We start from the raw sequence: 16,306 nt of genomic DNA, 5'->3' as shown, positions 1-16,306 counted from the left end.
TACATAAAAATCGACCTCTCCGTCCACCACAAACGGAGAGGCCATTTTAAAATTTTAGCTAGATATAACGTTGTTAATTAATATAACTTGTGTCTTTCTTACTTACTAAAATTAATTTGTCTTCTTTTCCTTGTAGATAGCAAGGCTACCAGCGCAAAGTGCAAGAAGTAATGTTGTCATAAATAATGGCATCATTGAGTTATCAGCTGTCTTTGTTGAAGTTGTTGTTGATGTTGTTGAAGAACCAGCTGTTGTAGTTCCTGTTCCTGCTTCTGTTCCTGCTTCTGTTGCTGTTTCTGTTTCGTTATTTGTTTCGTTATTTGTTTCTTCTTCTGTTGTATCAGCTGCTGTTGCTGAATATACAAGTGCAAATGTTGAGAACTTAGATGTACTAAATTCAATATAATTTCCATCTGATGATAATGTTGCTGGTAACAATAAATATGATTCATTACCCTCTGAATCTGTATGTAAAGTAGCAACATACCATGTACTTGCAGTTACATCCTTAGGTTTAGCAATTCTAAATGTTAATGCAGTATCACCTGTATCAATTACAACACCAGAACCGCCTGCAACTGTGATTGTAAAATAACCTGCAACTGCAGCATCTGATGGTAAATCTTCTACCTTTGATACATCAAGAACACCAGAACCAGCAACATCTGTAACTGCTGTTACTGTTGCTGTATAACCAGCATTTGTAACTGTAGTTGTTTTTGAATCTCCATTTGTTGCTTCAAATAATAAAGCTCCCTTAGCTGAAACTGTACGAGATCCTAAAAGATAACTCTTACCAACACTTGTTGTCACAATATAAGGAGTACCATTTGTAGCTAATTCTGGCACAATGCTAACGCACGAATTTTTATCATATTCATAAACAATATAATCATTTGCACCTTCAACTGAATTAAATGTAATCAAATTCTGATAGCTTGAAGGTAATTCTGTTAAAGCTGTTTTTGTTGTCTTTTTAAATGTTCCAGATACTTTTGTTTTTGTAGCATCATCTGTAACTGCTACATATTCAGGACTAGTTAATGATGTTGCTACTTCAATACCTGAAGCTACGTTTGTTTCACCAGCAATTTCCTTAATAATTGCCTTAACATTCGCTTCTGATAATGTTTCTTCTCCTCCAAGTGCATAGTCAACAACATAATTATCAAGTGTATAAGTAACTGTTTCTAGTTTGCTCACTGGCTTCGAAACCTTGTTCGCAGCTGTTTCATAAGCATAATTAGAATCCTTTGAAGAAATATAGCTTACATCAACTGAGTCTGTAGCACCTTCAACATATGTAATCTGTGTTACTGATGTTAAACCTGTTTTAACAGTAACTGGATCACCTGTTTCTGTTAAACCTGTTAAATCATCTTTAGCATTTCCATTTGCATCCATATATCCTGGTGCTACTGTAACTGTATCACCTGTCTTTGTGATTGCAGCCCCTACAGGAATTGTAGTTGCCACCATAGCTAAAGCTAAACCAGCGCTTAAAACTAATTTGTCTAATCTTAATCTCATAAATTAAGCCCCTTTCGTTTTTCCCTATTTTATTGTTACGTTATATCATCCTCAACTGTTTTCCCCTCTTGTGGTGTTAAGGATTCGCTATTTGGATAGTAACATTTTCCTAATTTAAAAAATATCGGGCCACCCCCCCCATTTTTCTCACACTAAAGTACTTATACTTATGGTAAACTAGTACGAAAGTACTGTTGTCTTTAAGATATTTGTATAGGTTTGATAATAGATATAGTAATATTCCAATATTTCACAAATAGATATGGTCTTTAGTATATTTTTAACTTTGCGGTAAATATCTTCGAACTATCTAAACACAAAAATAGACATAGCCCAAATCCTCTCCGGTTACTTAAAACTTCAAGTCTTAGACTATGCCTATTTTCTATTCCCCCACATACCTTATTTCCTGCCAATCTTCCCCACTTCTTTAGGATCAGCGTAAGGTAAACGTCTTATTTTATTTTTTTTGCGCTTGTAAAAAAAGCGCTTGCGCCTACATTTTCATAAAACTAGTTAAAAAGAACTGAGTTCACTACGCTCTGTAAGTATTCCTGTCTACCAGATACAGGTAATTCAGGCTTCTTAAGCTCACAAGCATGTGCTGCTAATTCCTCAAGACTAGCTGAATGATTTCTGATCTTCTGACCGATTTCTGAATTGAAGCTCTCATATCTCTTCTTAATATTTTCTTCAAGTCTGCCATCTTCTATTAATGCTGCAGCCTTCTCTAAGCCTAATGCAAATGTATCCATACCTAAAATGAAGGCATAGAACATATCTTCTGGTGTATTAGAAGGTCTTCTATTCTTAGCATCAAAGTTGAAACCACCTGTAAGACCGCCAGCCTTAAGCACTTCCATCATTGCATAAGTTGCACCATATACATCATATGGGAATTCATCTGTATCCCAACCAAGAAGCATATCGCCCTGGTTAGCATCGATAGAACCAAGCATACCGTTGATTGCAGAAATTCTAAGTTCATGCTGGAATGTGTGACCTGCAAGTGTTGCATGGTTTGCCTCAATATTCATCTTGAAATCCTTATCAAGACCATACTGACGAAGGAAACCGATAGCTGTTGCAGCATCAAAATCATACTGATGCTTCATTGGTTCCTTTGGCTTTGGCTCAATATAGAAGTCACCCTTAAAGCCGATGCTACGACCGTAGTCAACAGCCAAGTGCATAAGATTTGCAATATTTTCCTGCTCAAACTTAACATCTGTGTTAAGAAGTGTTTCATAACCTTCTCTACCACCCCAGAATACATAGCCTCTACCACCAAGCTTTACAGTGATATCAAGAGCCTTCTTTACCTGAGCTGCAGCGAAGCAGTAAACATCAGCAGAACTTGTACTACCAGCACCGTTCATAAATCTTGGGTTACCAAACATGTTAGCTGTACCCCATAAACACTTAATGTTAGTGCCCTTAGTCTTCTCTAAGATATAGTCTGAGATTTCATCTAATCTTCTATTAGTTTCATTGATGTCGTCAGCTTCTGGTACAAGGTCAACATCATGGAAGCAATAGTACTCAATACCAAGCTTCTTCATGAATTCAACACCTGCATCTACCTTAGCCTTAGCATGTTCCATAGTACCAGGAGTAGCTCCAAAGCTCTTATCTGCTGTGCCTACACCAAACATATCTACACCGTTAGCGCCAAGGTTATGCCACCATGCCATTGCGAATGGTAAATGCTCCTTCATCTTCTTGCCTGCAACAACCTTCTCTGCGTCATAATACTTGAAAGCTAATGGATTAGTGCTTTCTGGTCCCTCGTACTTAATAACTGGGACATTCTTAAAAAATTCAGTCATATTTTCCTCCCAAAAATTGCTTAAAATTTAAAGCTATTAATTTAATCTTTACTTTTAGAAAAGTTTTTTCTATAAGTCAGTTTTAACACAAAATAGACTTATTTACAAGTAGTTTTAAAAAGTTTTTATCTTTACACATATGATATAATTGTCTCTGAAAGGAAGAGTAAATATAGCCACGAATATATTTATTCCTATTGGTGATTTTATGATTAAAGTAGATTTGATTACTGGTTTCCTAGGTTCTGGGAAGACCACTTTTATAAAGCAATATGTAAACTATCTTATTAGCAAGGGCGAGAACATCGGCATTATCGAGAATGATTATGGTGCTGTAAATGTAGACATGCTCCTTCTAGAGGATGCCATCGGTGATGATGCTGACCTTGAGATGGTGGCGGGCGGTTGCGACTACGACTGCCACAGACGTAGATTTAAGACTAAGCTTATTGCCCTTGGAATGCTGGGCTACGACAGAGTTTTGATTGAGCCTTCTGGCATCTATGACGTGGATGAATTTTTCGATGTTTTGAATGAGGATCCCCTTAACAGATTGTATGAAATCGGCAACGTCATTACAGTTATAGATTCTAAGCTTGAAAATGAGCTCTCAAACGAATCTAACTATCTTCTCTGCTCACAGGTTTCCCGCTCAGGTAAAATTCTTTTATCTCATAGCGATTTGGCCTCGACACAAGATATAGAGAATACAAAGGCCCACCTAAAGGCTGCCCTTCTTCAATTCAAGGGAAACAGGGAGCTTGTGGACTCTGACTTTATTGAAGCAAACCTAAACGAGCTAGATTCTTCAGTATTAGAAGGGCTTACAAACTGTGGTTACAACAATTTTGACCACGAAAAATTAAGAATAGACGACAATAATAGCTATAACTCAGTGTATTTGCTAAACCACGGCTTATCCATCGATTCCATTAAGAAATTAATTGATGAATTGTATCGTGATGAGAAATGCGGAAAAGTCTTTAGAGTTAAGGGCTTTGCTAAAGGAGATCAACCAGAATCTGAAAACCTAGGAAGCCAGGCAGAATCTGATTCTACTAATGAAACCACAACATCTAGCAGTTGGTATCAGATCAATGCAACCGTTGATAATACAGAGATTAAACAAATCAACGTAGGCCAGGATGTATTAATTATTATTGGCGAAAGTCTAGATGAAAAATACATAAACGAAATGATAGAAAACTACAGATAGAACAAGATTCAACTATCAAGACCAGCTGTCAAATACATTGCAAATTAAAACTCGTCAGATAGATGATATAATCTATCTGACGAGTTCTTTTTAGTACATATTATTTCTCAATACATTTCACAACTTGTACTAATTCCCAGTACTTTCGTTACTTCTCACAATTTGACTAATTCCCAGCACTTTCATTACTTCTTAAGAATCGCCTTAATCCTCTAATATTGGTTTATAAATCGATTTTTTTATTACTTCGCTTGCTTCTTCAAAGGAGAGGGGTTCACCATAATAAAAGCCCTGGCAGCATTCGCAGCCTATATCTAGTAGCTTCTTTCCCTGTTCCTTTGATTCTACGCCTTCAGCGATGGTTGTCATGCCGATTTTGTTTGCGTAGTTTACAATGCTTTCAACAATATATTCCACCTTATTAGAACTGCAGATATTATCTGCAAAGCTCTTATCAAACTTAATTACATCCGCATCAATAGTGTGAAGCAAGCTTAAAGACGAATAGCCAACACCAAAATCGTCAATAGAGATTCTGTAGCCATATTGACGCATTTTCGTAATAAAATCTAAAAGCCTACTAAACTCGTCCTCTGTGGCGGATTCTGTAATTTCTATATCTAGTTTTGAAGGCTCAACCCCAGCAGTAGTGGTAATTCTATGGATTATTTCCTCGATGTTTGGAATAAACAAGTTCTTTCGCGATACATTTACAGAAATAATTGGGTAATCGATGCCAGCGTCATCCCACTTCTTTATGCACTCGCAGGTCTGCATCAAAATGTACATATCTAGGTTGTGAATCATGCCCTGATTATCAAGGATACTGATGTACTCTGATGGAGAGACGATTCTTCCCTGATATTTCCAACGAGATAAGGCTTCAAAGCCCACTAATTTGCCAGTTTTCATGTTGACCTTTGCTTGGAAAACAGGATAAACTTCCTGTTTGCTGATGGATTTTCCAAGTAATTCTCTAACATTTCTTGACCAGTCAAGCTTGGCCTTAAACTTATCATTGTAGAAAACTACTCTTTGCTTTAGGCGCGTCTTAGCCATTGTGTAGGCATCCACAGCGCACTGCATTCTCTCATCAAAGCTTAGCTTCTTATTATCTGAAATCATAACTCCGGCCCAGCAACTAAGGACAAAGTTTCTATCTCCTGTATTTGGAAGATCCGAAACTGTAATACCTGCTAGGGCGTGCATGATTTTTGATTGATTTCTTCTTTTCACGCATATAATAAAGTGATCTCCACCAAGTCGACCAATAGCCTCGTCCTCCTCGGCTAGAGCCACTAGTTTTCTTGTATATGCAACGATTGCAGTATCACCGCACTCAACGCCGCCGCAATCATTTAGATATTTGAAATTTTGAATATTAGCATAAATAATAATGTAGTCTGAATAGTCGCCGTTCTTTACTAAAGAGGTAATCTTATCCTTAACAGCGCGCAAATTCGGCACACCAGTTTGTGGATCCATAAATCTTGAATTATTCAGAACTCTAGTTGTTGTCACTTCGTAGATAATTAAAAATAAAATATTGGCAAATATAGAATACTCCGGAACTTCCTCATGGCCTTTCATAGGCGCTATGCTGATTTCCCCGGCTCTTGTATCACTTAAACGATACATGTATTTTATAGCTTCTTCACATTCGCAATCTCTTTTAAAGATATTTTTATTAATAACGCGATCGCCAAATCTATTTTCTTTATTTGTTATTTCTAGATTTATCTCACCGATAAATAAAATATCACATATTTCCTGGATTTCTTCATGACTTAAATCTTTATTTAACTTTTCATGAGTACATTCCTTTAACAAAGACTCAAATATGCAATTGCTTTTTCGTTTTACATTTTTATTATCCATCTCTACAACAACCTATATATTTTTACTATTATCCAAATGACTTGAATAACCGTATTATAACACAAACTTTATAAAAATAAAGCGCTAAAGTTTACGCAAAAATCTTTAAAAGCGTGCAGTTTCCTAGTCTTCCCTCTTATTATAAATAAACATCCAAACCGCCATGGCGATGATTATAAAGTAGCCCAAGAAACTAAATTCATCTGGGATTTGTCCGAATATGATAAATCCTAGGATTGCTGAAAACACAATCTGAGAATAGTCATAAACGGAAATCTGCTTAGCTGGTGCGTAAATGTATGCGCGAGTGATTGCAAACTGTCCACCTGCAGCTGCAGCGCCTGCTAAAAGTAACATTAAAAGCTGCACTAAAGTCATAGTTTTCCAAGAAATTATCATTAGAGGTAGGCAGACTAAACAAGAAAATCCTGAGAATGCCATAATAATTAGGTCAGGAGTTACCTTTCTCTTTCCTAAAATTCTAACCATAGTGTAGGCGGAACCTGCCCCAAGACCGCCGATTGCGGCAATTACTGCTGGGAAATTGTTGAAATTTCCACTTGGCTTAATAATGAACAGTGCGCCAATAAAGGCACCGATAACCGCCATCCACTGTACGGGACTACATTTTTCCTTCAAAATAATCGCAGATAGAACGATTACAAAGAAAGGCGAGAGTTTCTGCATCATTGAAGCATCTGCAAGAGCTAGATGGTCAACGGCGTAGAAATTACAAAGAAGACCAATAGTTCCAAAAAGGGAACGAAGGAAGAGCACGAAGCCGTCCGACTTCTTCATATGTAGTTTTTCTTTCTTCACAATAATAGTCACTACAACAATTATGAGGGCTATTAGGTTTCTAAAAAATGCTTTCTCAACCGATGGCAAATCTCCTGATAAGCGGACAAAGGCGCTCATTAAGGCGAAACAAAAGGCTGAAATCACAATACAAATTATTCCTTTTAATCGATTATTCACTTTACTTCTCCTTTATTTACATTTTGTTAAAGCATAGCACAAATCCATAAAAAAAACTCTCACCTTGCTATGAAAAAAGCATAAAGTCTCTTTCATAGCTTAGTGAGAGCAATATATTTTCCTATAAATCCTTAGTATCTAGATTAAGGACTATGCCAAAGATAGCACCACAAATTCCCCCGATTACGTGAGAAAGCTGTGAGATTGTATCCTGGGCCTCAAAGCCGTTTACGACTTCGCCGCCAACGTACATAAATAAGATAAGGATTAGTGTAAGTGGAATCTTCTTACCCTTGATGCTTGAAGCTGAGAGTAAAACTACCATCATATAAACTATTCCGCTTGATCCTAAAAGCACTGTTGTTGGCATGAAAATGATATTAACAATACCTGATACTACGGCAGTAATGCACATAAGCACCGCCAAATCTAGGCTTCCATATTTCTCTTCTAATATCGGTCCGATTAGTAAAAAGAACATCATATTAGAATAAAAATGTTTCCAATCTGTATGCCCAAGTACATGTCCGAATAACCTTACGAAGAATAAAGGACTAATCTCCGATCTGTAAACACTAAAAACCATTGTATTTGTTAGGCCGTTTGATATTTCGTTTAAAAATAAAGCAACTAACGAAATTAATGCAAAACCTAATACAACTGGAGAATTGAATCCTAAAGAAATCCCTTTCTTTCCTCCGTCTGCCATATATAATTCCTCCCATTATGCAATACTAAAGTGTCAAACACAATAGGAATTATAACATATCAGTTAAATTTTTAAAGAAAAATTTTATTAATTTTCCTTCTTCTTTCCGCCTTCGCCAAAAATTATCATTACAAGACTAGCAAATACTGAAAGAATCATTACAACTGCGTAGATAAATGCATTTGCAAAATCACCAGTCTGTGTGCTCTGTGTAGATACCTCACTATTAGCAATTTGCTTAGCATTTTGTTCTGCTATAAGTCTATCGACTTCCTTTTCATAAGCAGCAATCTTTTCGATTTCAGCTTCTACTGCACTATCTCTTGCTACTGATTCCTCATCAGCTGCTACGTCTCCTGTATTCTCAGTCGCAGGTTCTGTTGCTGGCTCAGTTGCTGGTTCTGTTGGTTCAACAACTGGTTCTGTTGGTTCAACAACTGGTTCTGTTGGTTCAACAACTGGTTCTGTTGGCTCAACAACTGGCTCTTCTGGTTCTACTGCTGGCTCTTCGCCTGCACCTGTTTCACCTTCACTTGAACCTGTCTCGCCTTCAGCTGGCTTAGCAGCTACTAATGCCTTAGCTACTGCCGAACCGTCAGTTGACTTAATTGCAATTGAATGCTCGCCTTCGGCTAATGTTGCTGTGTAATCGCCACTAATTGTTGCGATTGTTGAACCTGATGTAATTGTATAGTATGAAGAATCAATTTCCTCACCATCCACTAAAACTGCAACGAACTTATCAACAGTTGCTGCTGAACGAATAACAACTTCTTCCCCAGGAACGATTGTGATTGTGTCGCCTGAGAGCATCTCATAGCTGATTTCCTCTGGAGTCTCCGGTGTCTCTGGTGTTGTTGGCTCTTCTGGTGTTGTTGGTTCTTCCGGTGTTGTTGGCTCCTGTGCTGCTGCAGCTACATAAGAAGCACTAATTGCTGCATACTCTGCCTCTGCATCCCAAGCTCCATCACTATACTGATTTGCATCAGCTGCAAGAACCTCTGCAACTGTGTCAATCTTGCTTGCCTGAACTGCTGATAATTGAACTCTGTCTGTATTTACCTTAAAGCCAGCACCGTATGAACCATACTCGCTAAATCTTGCGTTCTTGTATGAGTTGTTACTCATATCGCAGTATCCATTTTCTCTAATCTTACTATCTAAATAGCAGTTAATATAAGCAACAGATGCGTTTGAACCCCATGGTCTAGCAAGGTAAACGCCCTTAACTCCTGACTTAGCAAGAATGTGGCAGTTAATAAATACATAACCGACTGTGTTCTTGCCTTCTGTAGAAGCTGCTGTTAAGTATCCATCGCCATTTGAAACGATTTCACAATCATAGAAGGCTGCAATAGCTCTACCAAAGATAAAGTCTACATTTCCTTCAATGTAGCATCTGTTATAGTACTGTCTAGCTGCATTTGAAGATCCATTTGCATATAAAGTATCCTGATATCCAAGGAATCTTACATTAGTAAATGTTGTCTCATCTGCATTATTAAGAAGTGCTACAGCCTGCTTGCCATCAATCTTCTCGTTTGGATAATCAAATTCGTTAGAAATTGTCATATTCTCAGCTGTAAAGTGGCTAGCTCCTCCATTTAATGTAAGAGAAGCACTTCCTGATGTACCATATGTCTTACCACTAGCGTCTAATGAGCCTGATGCTACATCATAGTAAAGAACTGTCTTTTCAGAATCCTCACCAATTAATGTGATATAGCTTGTATCTACTGTAAGTTTCTCGTAGTATCTGCCATTCTTTAAGTAGATTACTACTCTTTCGCTATTATTAGCATCTACGCTTGCGATAGCTTCTCCTACTGTTGCAAATGTAGGAACACCGTCTACTTCAGCGCCTGCCACACCTGTATAGCTTGCATCTACTACAATATCAATATTTGTTAACTTAACAAAATTGAATGTCTTATATGTCTTAACTCCACTTGTGCTTGTAAAGTAAGCAACTACTTCATTTCTACCGTCTGCTAAACTAATTTCTTCACTAATTGTCTCGTTAGCATTAGTGCTCTTTGTATCAATTAAATCACCATTTAACTTGATTTCCCAACTACCAGCTTCATCAGCTGCAATTGTAAAGCTAGCCTTTGAAGAATCTGTAATTGTATCATTTGACTTGGCACTAACTGTTAAGCTAGCAGCCTCATCACCAAAATAGTACTCTCCTGTATGTCCTGCAGTTGCCATAATTGTCACTGCACTAGAGAGATTAGATTCATTTTCAGAATCATAAGCTAATACTGCATAGTTATAAACTGTCTCGTTTACAGCACTTGTATCCTCATAGCTTGTTGAACTTGTTGTACCAAGAACTGTGTATTCTTCTTCATCCACACTCTTTCTATAAACTCTGTAGCCTGTAGCACCACTAACGCTTGCCCATGAAAGTGTATTCTTAGCATTTCCTGAGCTAGCTGTTAACTTACTTGGACTTGTAAGTGGCTTCTTATAGCTAACTGCCTCAGATTCCATTGTGTTAGAAATTGTTTCTCCCATAACACCTGTTACTTTGAAAATATAGCTACCAGATGCACTTGGTGAATATGAATAACTTGTTTCTGTTGTAGTTCCAAGTGTCTTATATGTATGTCCACCATCTGAAGAAACTGAGATTTCATACTTACCATCTCCTGTAAGGCCTTCGCCTTCATAAGAAACTGTGATGGCTGTTCTATCTTCGTTAACTACTGGTGTGTTTACCTTAGTAATTGTAGGAGCTGTACCAGCATCCTTATAGTAATCTGTCTGGTTATAAAGAACATTTCCACTAGCATCATAGTAAACCATGTTCTTAACGCTAACGTTAGCACCTACTAAAGCAATACCAAATCTTACAGCACTATTAGTACCCACATTACCCTCGCCTGTGTAAAGGTCTGATAACTTAATAGTCTTGCTACCTGAGTAAGTAGAACCTGTTGCTGTAACTTCTAATGGATTTGTTAAATCTGTAAATGTTAATGTATAACCTGCGCTTGTTCTCTCAACTACAACGTGATATGTATCACCAATAGCTACATTATACTTTGGTGAGCCATTACCTGCGCTGCCTGTGGACTTTGTCCAGTAGCCTGAAATTGAGTCAGAACCTGTATTTACATCGTAGCCTCTAAGTCCTAAAGTTGTAAAGGAACTTAATGTGCTACCAAATGCACCAACAAATACACCAGATCTCTTACCTTCATTACCAAAGATTGAATAACCATCGATAGTGATATCCATCTCAAGCTTGCCATTCTTTGTTGTTTCTGGGAAGAGAATGTAACTTGCATTGCTATCTTTAGTTGTTCCAGAAATTGCTAAGTTACCTGTTGTTGCTGCCTGCTTTAAGATCATTGTTGAACCTGAAGCAGTTTTAGTAAGTAAATTATTTTCATCAATCACTGTAGGAGCGTATTTATTTTCAGACTCATCTGTTTCTGAAGATGTATCCTCTCCTGTTGTTGGCTCTGTTGTTGGATCTGTAGTTTCTGAAGGGTTAGTATTTAAATTAATATTGCTAAACTTTGCTGTTACTAAATTATTAATATCATTAGCTACCTGACCGCTATCTACTGCAAATCCGATATATGCTGTGTCTGGTAAATCAACTTCCATCTCGCTTACTAATGTCCAGTTCTCACCATCATCAGATGCGTATCCAGTAAATGTATCACCCTTTCTTACAAGCTTTAACCATGTTCCGTTAACTGTAGCACCTGTTTTATAGTTAAGGTCTGTAACGTAGCCAATGCCTGCAGACTCTGCCTTAGAAGCACTATCAAGGGTTTCTGAAAGTTCTGGAGTTGAACCCCCTGTTGTCTTTCTTGCTGACATATGTGTTGCCCAGCAAGTGCTGCTTGATAACTTAACCATTGAGAAGCCAAGAGCTACCTGCTTTGCATCGTCTGCCAAGCTTTCTCTAAACATTAAGCCTGTAAATGTATGACAATCTACAACTGTCTCTTCATCAAGCTTAACCACAAGCTCTGCATCTCCTGTAACCTGCTGGTATGTATAGTGAAAATCATCATCAGCAGCATCGTAGTTTTCTGTTCCCTTAACGCTGCCTTCTTCTCTACCTACCTTGCCGTTACCCTTTACGGTTAGCACTCCATTTTCTAAACTAGAACCACCTGAAAGAGCTGGGTTACCGACTTCTGCGTCTAGCCAATCTCCTGAGCTAGCTAATGAATTTACATGAAGCTTTGAAGCATCTGACTGTGTTTCGTTGTCATCACTATCATAAGCTCTTACTGATATGCTGTAAGTTCCATCTTCTAGATTTGAAAATGTATAGTTATAAGGAGCCTCTGTATCTGTAGCCACAAGTTCTGATCCATTATAGAATTCTACCTTCTTAATTGAACCACCATTATTAGCTACTGCACTTGCTGTAACTGTTACATCCTGTCCTTCATCTACCTGAGTGTTATTAGCTAAATCAATTGATACTGTTGGATTTGGAGCAACGTAGTTGATATCTGTAACTCCTTCAACTAATGAGTTGAAATAAATTTCTATGTTAGCGTATCCACTCTCAGAAATCTTAGCACTATCGCTTGAATCGTTAGGATTAAGGCCATGTGCAGTTTCCCAATAATCAGGAATACCATCAAGGTCGCTATCAAAGGATGCGTCTCTATGTACTTCCTCTGTGCAATAGCCGCCTACTTCGTCCTGAGTATTAATGTAATAACCTGTGCCATTTTCAACATCAGCAACTACTCTAGCGTCGATTGCATCTCTTTCAGGGTAAGTACAACCTGCCTGATTTAAAACAAGAGATGAACTATCTGTTGCTGATCTTAATGTTATCTGATTAAATGCATCTGATTCATAAGGTGTATCACTAACAACTGTAGCAGTATCTCCTGTTGTTACACCTTCAAGCTTAAAGCCTTTGCTATTATCAGTTGTTACGCTATCGTTTCCTTCAAACACATTTCCTGTGTAATAAACTCCGCCTGGCTTAGTCTTCTCACCGAAGTTAAGAATTGTATTAGCCGCAGCATCTCTTGTACCAGGACCTGTCTTGAAATAATTATTAATATAATTAGTTAAAGTATAACCACCACCGTAGCATGAGTAGTAACCCCAGTTATATAGGTAGTTATTGCTTAACTGTACTGTTGCCATTGAATAAACTTTTGTTGGATCTGTCATTGTACCGCCACCAAGACGTGGGTTTCTTGAAGTATGGTTAGCGATTAAATTATATTGGAATACACAATTATCTCCACCAAAGATACCGCCATAGCCATGTCTTCCCTTGCTATGACCTGAAACTGTTAAACTTTCACTGATTATACACCACTGAACAGTTCCATCTGCACCTCTATATGTTGATAATGTTTCATCTGTGTTCCAGCTAAAAGAACAATGATCAATGATAAATGTCTTATTATCTCTTCCCCAAAGGGCATCCATAGAATCACCGGCTGTGTACACATTTTCAGAACCAGTTCTAAAACGTACAAAACGGATAATAAGATTCTCAGAATTACTAATGTTAGTCTCGTAACCTGATAGTGTGATTCCATCTCCAGGTGCTGTCTGACCAGCAATAGTAATATTCTTCTTATCTCTGAAAGATAATGTCTGCTTCAAATTAATTGTACCACCGACATTAAACACGATTATGCAACCATCTGTTGAATTCTCGATACCGTAACGAAGTGAACCTTCGATAGGTGTTTCATTCACCCCATAATCTTCTAGATTTGTAACTACATAGACATTGTAACCACGTCCGCCGCTAGCGTACATGCCGCCACCCTCAGCGCCTGGAAATGCTACAATACTTGCGGTCTCATTTGTAGTATCTGCCTTAACATACACTAATCCTTCAAGTGGAATTAGTGCAGTTGAGGCCATTAAAAAAGCAGCCATTGCAAAGCCCGAAGCTCTTCTAATGATTGCTTTTTTGGAACGCAAGAAGCCATTTTTAAATAGACTTAGCTTTCTCATAAAAACCTCCCGTATTAAATTATTTTTTGCTAGACTTCCCCACAAAATATGCCTACCCCAGACTTTTGTAAAGAAGCTTTATATAACCCACAAATATATTATATACTTACAAAATTAAAATGTATAGCTTTATTTTATAACTTTTATAAAAATAGTTGGTTTTAGTGAAATTTCTGGGATGCGGTCGGGAAGGAATTGACCTTCCGAGAGATTTTCTCTCCATTAGGTCAACGACTCCAGGGATGAAACCGAGAATTTAAGGCGGGACGAGAAGATTTCTGGGATGTGGTCGGGAGGCGGTTGACCTAATGGAGGATTTTTCTCCTGTAGGGATTAGAATTCGAGATCTAAACAACTTGCTTTTTTTGATTGTTGACCTAGCGGTAAAAAAAGTCTCGAAAAGGATTACGAATTTCCTATAATACTCACTTGCTTTTAGGGCATTTAATACTTATTCGAAATTTTCGGTCCATACGGATTATTCTAAGAAGCGTTGAATTTAAAAAGATAGACCCTAGAAGAAAAAAATTTCTTCTAGGGTCAACAAATCAATATTAGATATAAAAATTTTAATTATATTAGGGCATTTCTGCAAGAAACCTGCACTTCCCGGAACAACACACTTCCGGGACTAGAAAGCAAGTTGGTCGCGACCAAGAATTCAAGCCCCTCGCGGCATAGTATAACTCCCGGTAGGCAAACAGCGAAGCGCATTTGCCGTACACCCCTCCCTCGGAAGGGCGTGAAAGTCGCGGGGGTGTCGGGCGCGGGGAGCAGGTGTTTCATAAAGGACAATGTAGACGCGTCGGTGGTTAGGCCTTCAAGTCTGAAAGCCCGTAGGGCGACAAGACACAGAAGGCCTTACCCACCGCTACGTGGCTACCTTAGCGAGAGCGTGTCCTTCAGGGAACAGACTGCTCCAAGCGCCCTCCCCCCCGGGACTCTCTCCCATCTCTACCTCTCGATCACTTCCCCCGTCTCAGGATTCACCGAAATTCCATTAACTTCCAACCTCTCATCAATCTCAATTACAAGACACTGCTTGCCATCGATAATCTGAGTTGTTACAAGGTCTGTTTTATCAGGGTTTATCTTAACAACAACGTCCGGTGTCTTAACTTCAAACTTTCTAGCAGGCACAATATTTGTAGCTGCAAGCTTGCCGTCCTCACCAGTTGCCATTTCAAAATGTTCTTCAAAATTTTCTAACTTCTCTTCCTTAACACCACTCTTTTCTAAGACCTCGCGAACCTCAGTCTTATCAAGCATTACAGGTGCTAAAGATTCCTTTTTCTTCTCTGCGATTTTCTCATTTAGATTTTCATGAATATTCTTAACGATTTCATAATTAGAATCCTCGCCAAGAGTCTCAGTTACAAGATTATTAAAAGTCTCCTTCTGATCTACGGCACCCATAGGCTCGTTGACCATAAGTACATTTTCAATAACACCATGCTGGAAATCGTTAGCATCCTTAGTGTAAAAAAGTGTCATGTCAGTGTTGCTTGTTCGGTCGTTAAAAGCAGGAAATAGGAATCCCACGTCAGGCAAATCCACCATATGGCTCTGAATCTGATTGTGGAAAGCCTTGTCATCCTCGTTGTAGCCAAGGCCCGGCTTTGAAAGGCTTACATGGCAAATGCTACACAAAATGTAACTAAACACTTCCTCGGAAGCATCTTCCATCTCGATGTTATCGTTAGTAATTGATGGAATGTCGTATGCCTGATGGATGAGCAAAATCAAGTAATTGCCCGGATAATAGTAGTTCTCGATGATCTTGTCGTAGAGCTGATTAACCACCGCATCATCCTTTAATTCTGAATCTCTTAATTTAAGAAGAAATTCCTGCGAGCCGCCTGCTTCATAGGCTCCCTCGTTAAACTGCATATCAAGAAGATTTTTACCAGGAGTTCCTGATAAAGATTTTTTGAAAATGTCAAAATACTTGTGCTTTTCCTCCTCTGGAAGATTTAAAAAATTCTCTGTAAATGTAGTGACTTTGTTCTTCTCGCCGTCAACATAACAGCCACAAAGTCTTGAAATTCCACACTCTTCAAGTGTGTACTGTGCCTTAATCTCATTAATTTCTTTTCTAGTCATATTCTTACCACTCTCTGCGATATCGCTAAATTTTAAAGGTCCAAATTCTCTGATGGAGCCCTCTTTTACTGGGTTAAATCCTGATTAAAT

The 16,306-nt window shown here is 38.2% G+C and carries 8 protein-coding genes; 1 reads left to right on the top strand and 7 read right to left on the bottom strand.

Features of this window, described 5'->3' with window-relative positions; translation table 11 throughout:
- Positions 1–111 precede the first annotated feature (111 nt).
- Positions 112–1,530 carry a hypothetical protein gene (locus tag G600_RS0108405; RefSeq protein ID WP_027431550.1) on the bottom strand — a complete coding sequence of 473 codons (1,419 nt, stop codon included), beginning with the start codon at positions 1,528–1,530 and terminating at the stop codon, positions 112–114.
- A 512-nt stretch (positions 1,531–2,042) separates the two neighbouring features.
- Complete coding sequence (xylA, locus tag G600_RS0108400; RefSeq protein WP_027431549.1) at positions 2,043–3,359, bottom strand: xylose isomerase; 1,317 nt, start codon at positions 3,357–3,359, stop codon at positions 2,043–2,045.
- Positions 3,360–3,567: 208 nt separating this feature from the next.
- Here xylA and G600_RS0108395 point away from each other — a divergent pair, with 208 nt between their 5' ends.
- Positions 3,568–4,575 (top strand): GTP-binding protein, encoded by a 1,008-nt coding sequence (locus G600_RS0108395; RefSeq protein ID WP_027431548.1) that lies wholly within the window; start codon positions 3,568–3,570, stop codon positions 4,573–4,575.
- A gap of 204 nt (positions 4,576–4,779) precedes the next feature.
- Here G600_RS0108395 and G600_RS0108390 read toward each other — a convergent pair whose 3' ends face one another.
- The 5 genes from G600_RS0108390 to G600_RS0108360 all read right to left on the bottom strand — a co-directional run bounded on the left by G600_RS0108390 (position 4,780) and on the right by G600_RS0108360 (position 16,216).
- Positions 4,780–6,453 carry a bifunctional diguanylate cyclase/phosphodiesterase gene (locus tag G600_RS0108390; RefSeq protein ID WP_027431547.1) on the bottom strand — a complete coding sequence of 558 codons (1,674 nt, stop codon included), beginning with the start codon at positions 6,451–6,453 and terminating at the stop codon, positions 4,780–4,782.
- A 123-nt stretch (positions 6,454–6,576) separates the two neighbouring features.
- Positions 6,577–7,431 carry a DMT family transporter gene (locus G600_RS0108385; protein ID WP_027431546.1) on the bottom strand — a complete coding sequence of 285 codons (855 nt, stop codon included), beginning with the start codon at positions 7,429–7,431 and terminating at the stop codon, positions 6,577–6,579.
- Between the two features lie 121 nt (positions 7,432–7,552).
- Positions 7,553–8,140, bottom strand: a complete 588-nt coding sequence (locus tag G600_RS0108380) for a rhomboid family intramembrane serine protease (protein WP_027431545.1) — start codon at positions 8,138–8,140, stop codon at positions 7,553–7,555.
- 87 nt (positions 8,141–8,227) lie between these two features.
- Entirely contained in the window at positions 8,228–14,113 is a 5,886-nt protein-coding gene (locus G600_RS15055) for a pectinesterase family protein (protein ID WP_051195432.1), read from the bottom strand.
- A gap of 954 nt (positions 14,114–15,067) precedes the next feature.
- Positions 15,068–16,216: a DUF4317 domain-containing protein gene (locus tag G600_RS0108360; protein ID WP_027431544.1), complete on the bottom strand. Its 1,149-nt coding sequence runs from the start codon at positions 16,214–16,216 to the stop codon at positions 15,068–15,070.
- Positions 16,217–16,306 lie beyond the last annotated feature (90 nt).

Origin of the sequence: Lachnospira multipara ATCC 19207 (assembly GCF_000424105.1) — a bacterium.
Lineage (GTDB): Bacteria > Bacillota > Clostridia > Lachnospirales > Lachnospiraceae > Lachnospira > Lachnospira multipara.
Note: the sequence above shows the minus strand (reverse complement) of the source record. Positions and strands in the feature narration are given on the sequence as shown.

What these genes read in the sequence shown, in the direction of transcription:
- G600_RS0108405 (WP_027431550.1), bottom strand. Translation starts at nt 1,530, where the DNA reads ATGAGATTAAGATTAGACAAATTAGTTTTAAGCGCTGGTTTAGCTTTA.
- xylA (WP_027431549.1), bottom strand. Translation starts at nt 3,359, where the DNA reads ATGACTGAATTTTTTAAGAATGTCCCAGTTATTAAGTACGAGGGACCA.
- G600_RS0108395 (WP_027431548.1), top strand. Translation starts at nt 3,568, where the DNA reads ATGATTAAAGTAGATTTGATTACTGGTTTCCTAGGTTCTGGGAAGACC.
- G600_RS0108390 (WP_027431547.1), bottom strand. Translation starts at nt 6,453, where the DNA reads ATGGATAATAAAAATGTAAAACGAAAAAGCAATTGCATATTTGAGTCT.
- G600_RS0108380 (WP_027431545.1), bottom strand. Translation starts at nt 8,140, where the DNA reads ATGGCAGACGGAGGAAAGAAAGGGATTTCTTTAGGATTCAATTCTCCA.
- G600_RS15055 (WP_051195432.1), bottom strand. Translation starts at nt 14,113, where the DNA reads ATGAGAAAGCTAAGTCTATTTAAAAATGGCTTCTTGCGTTCCAAAAAA.
- G600_RS0108360 (WP_027431544.1), bottom strand. Translation starts at nt 16,216, where the DNA reads ATGACTAGAAAAGAAATTAATGAGATTAAGGCACAGTACACACTTGAA.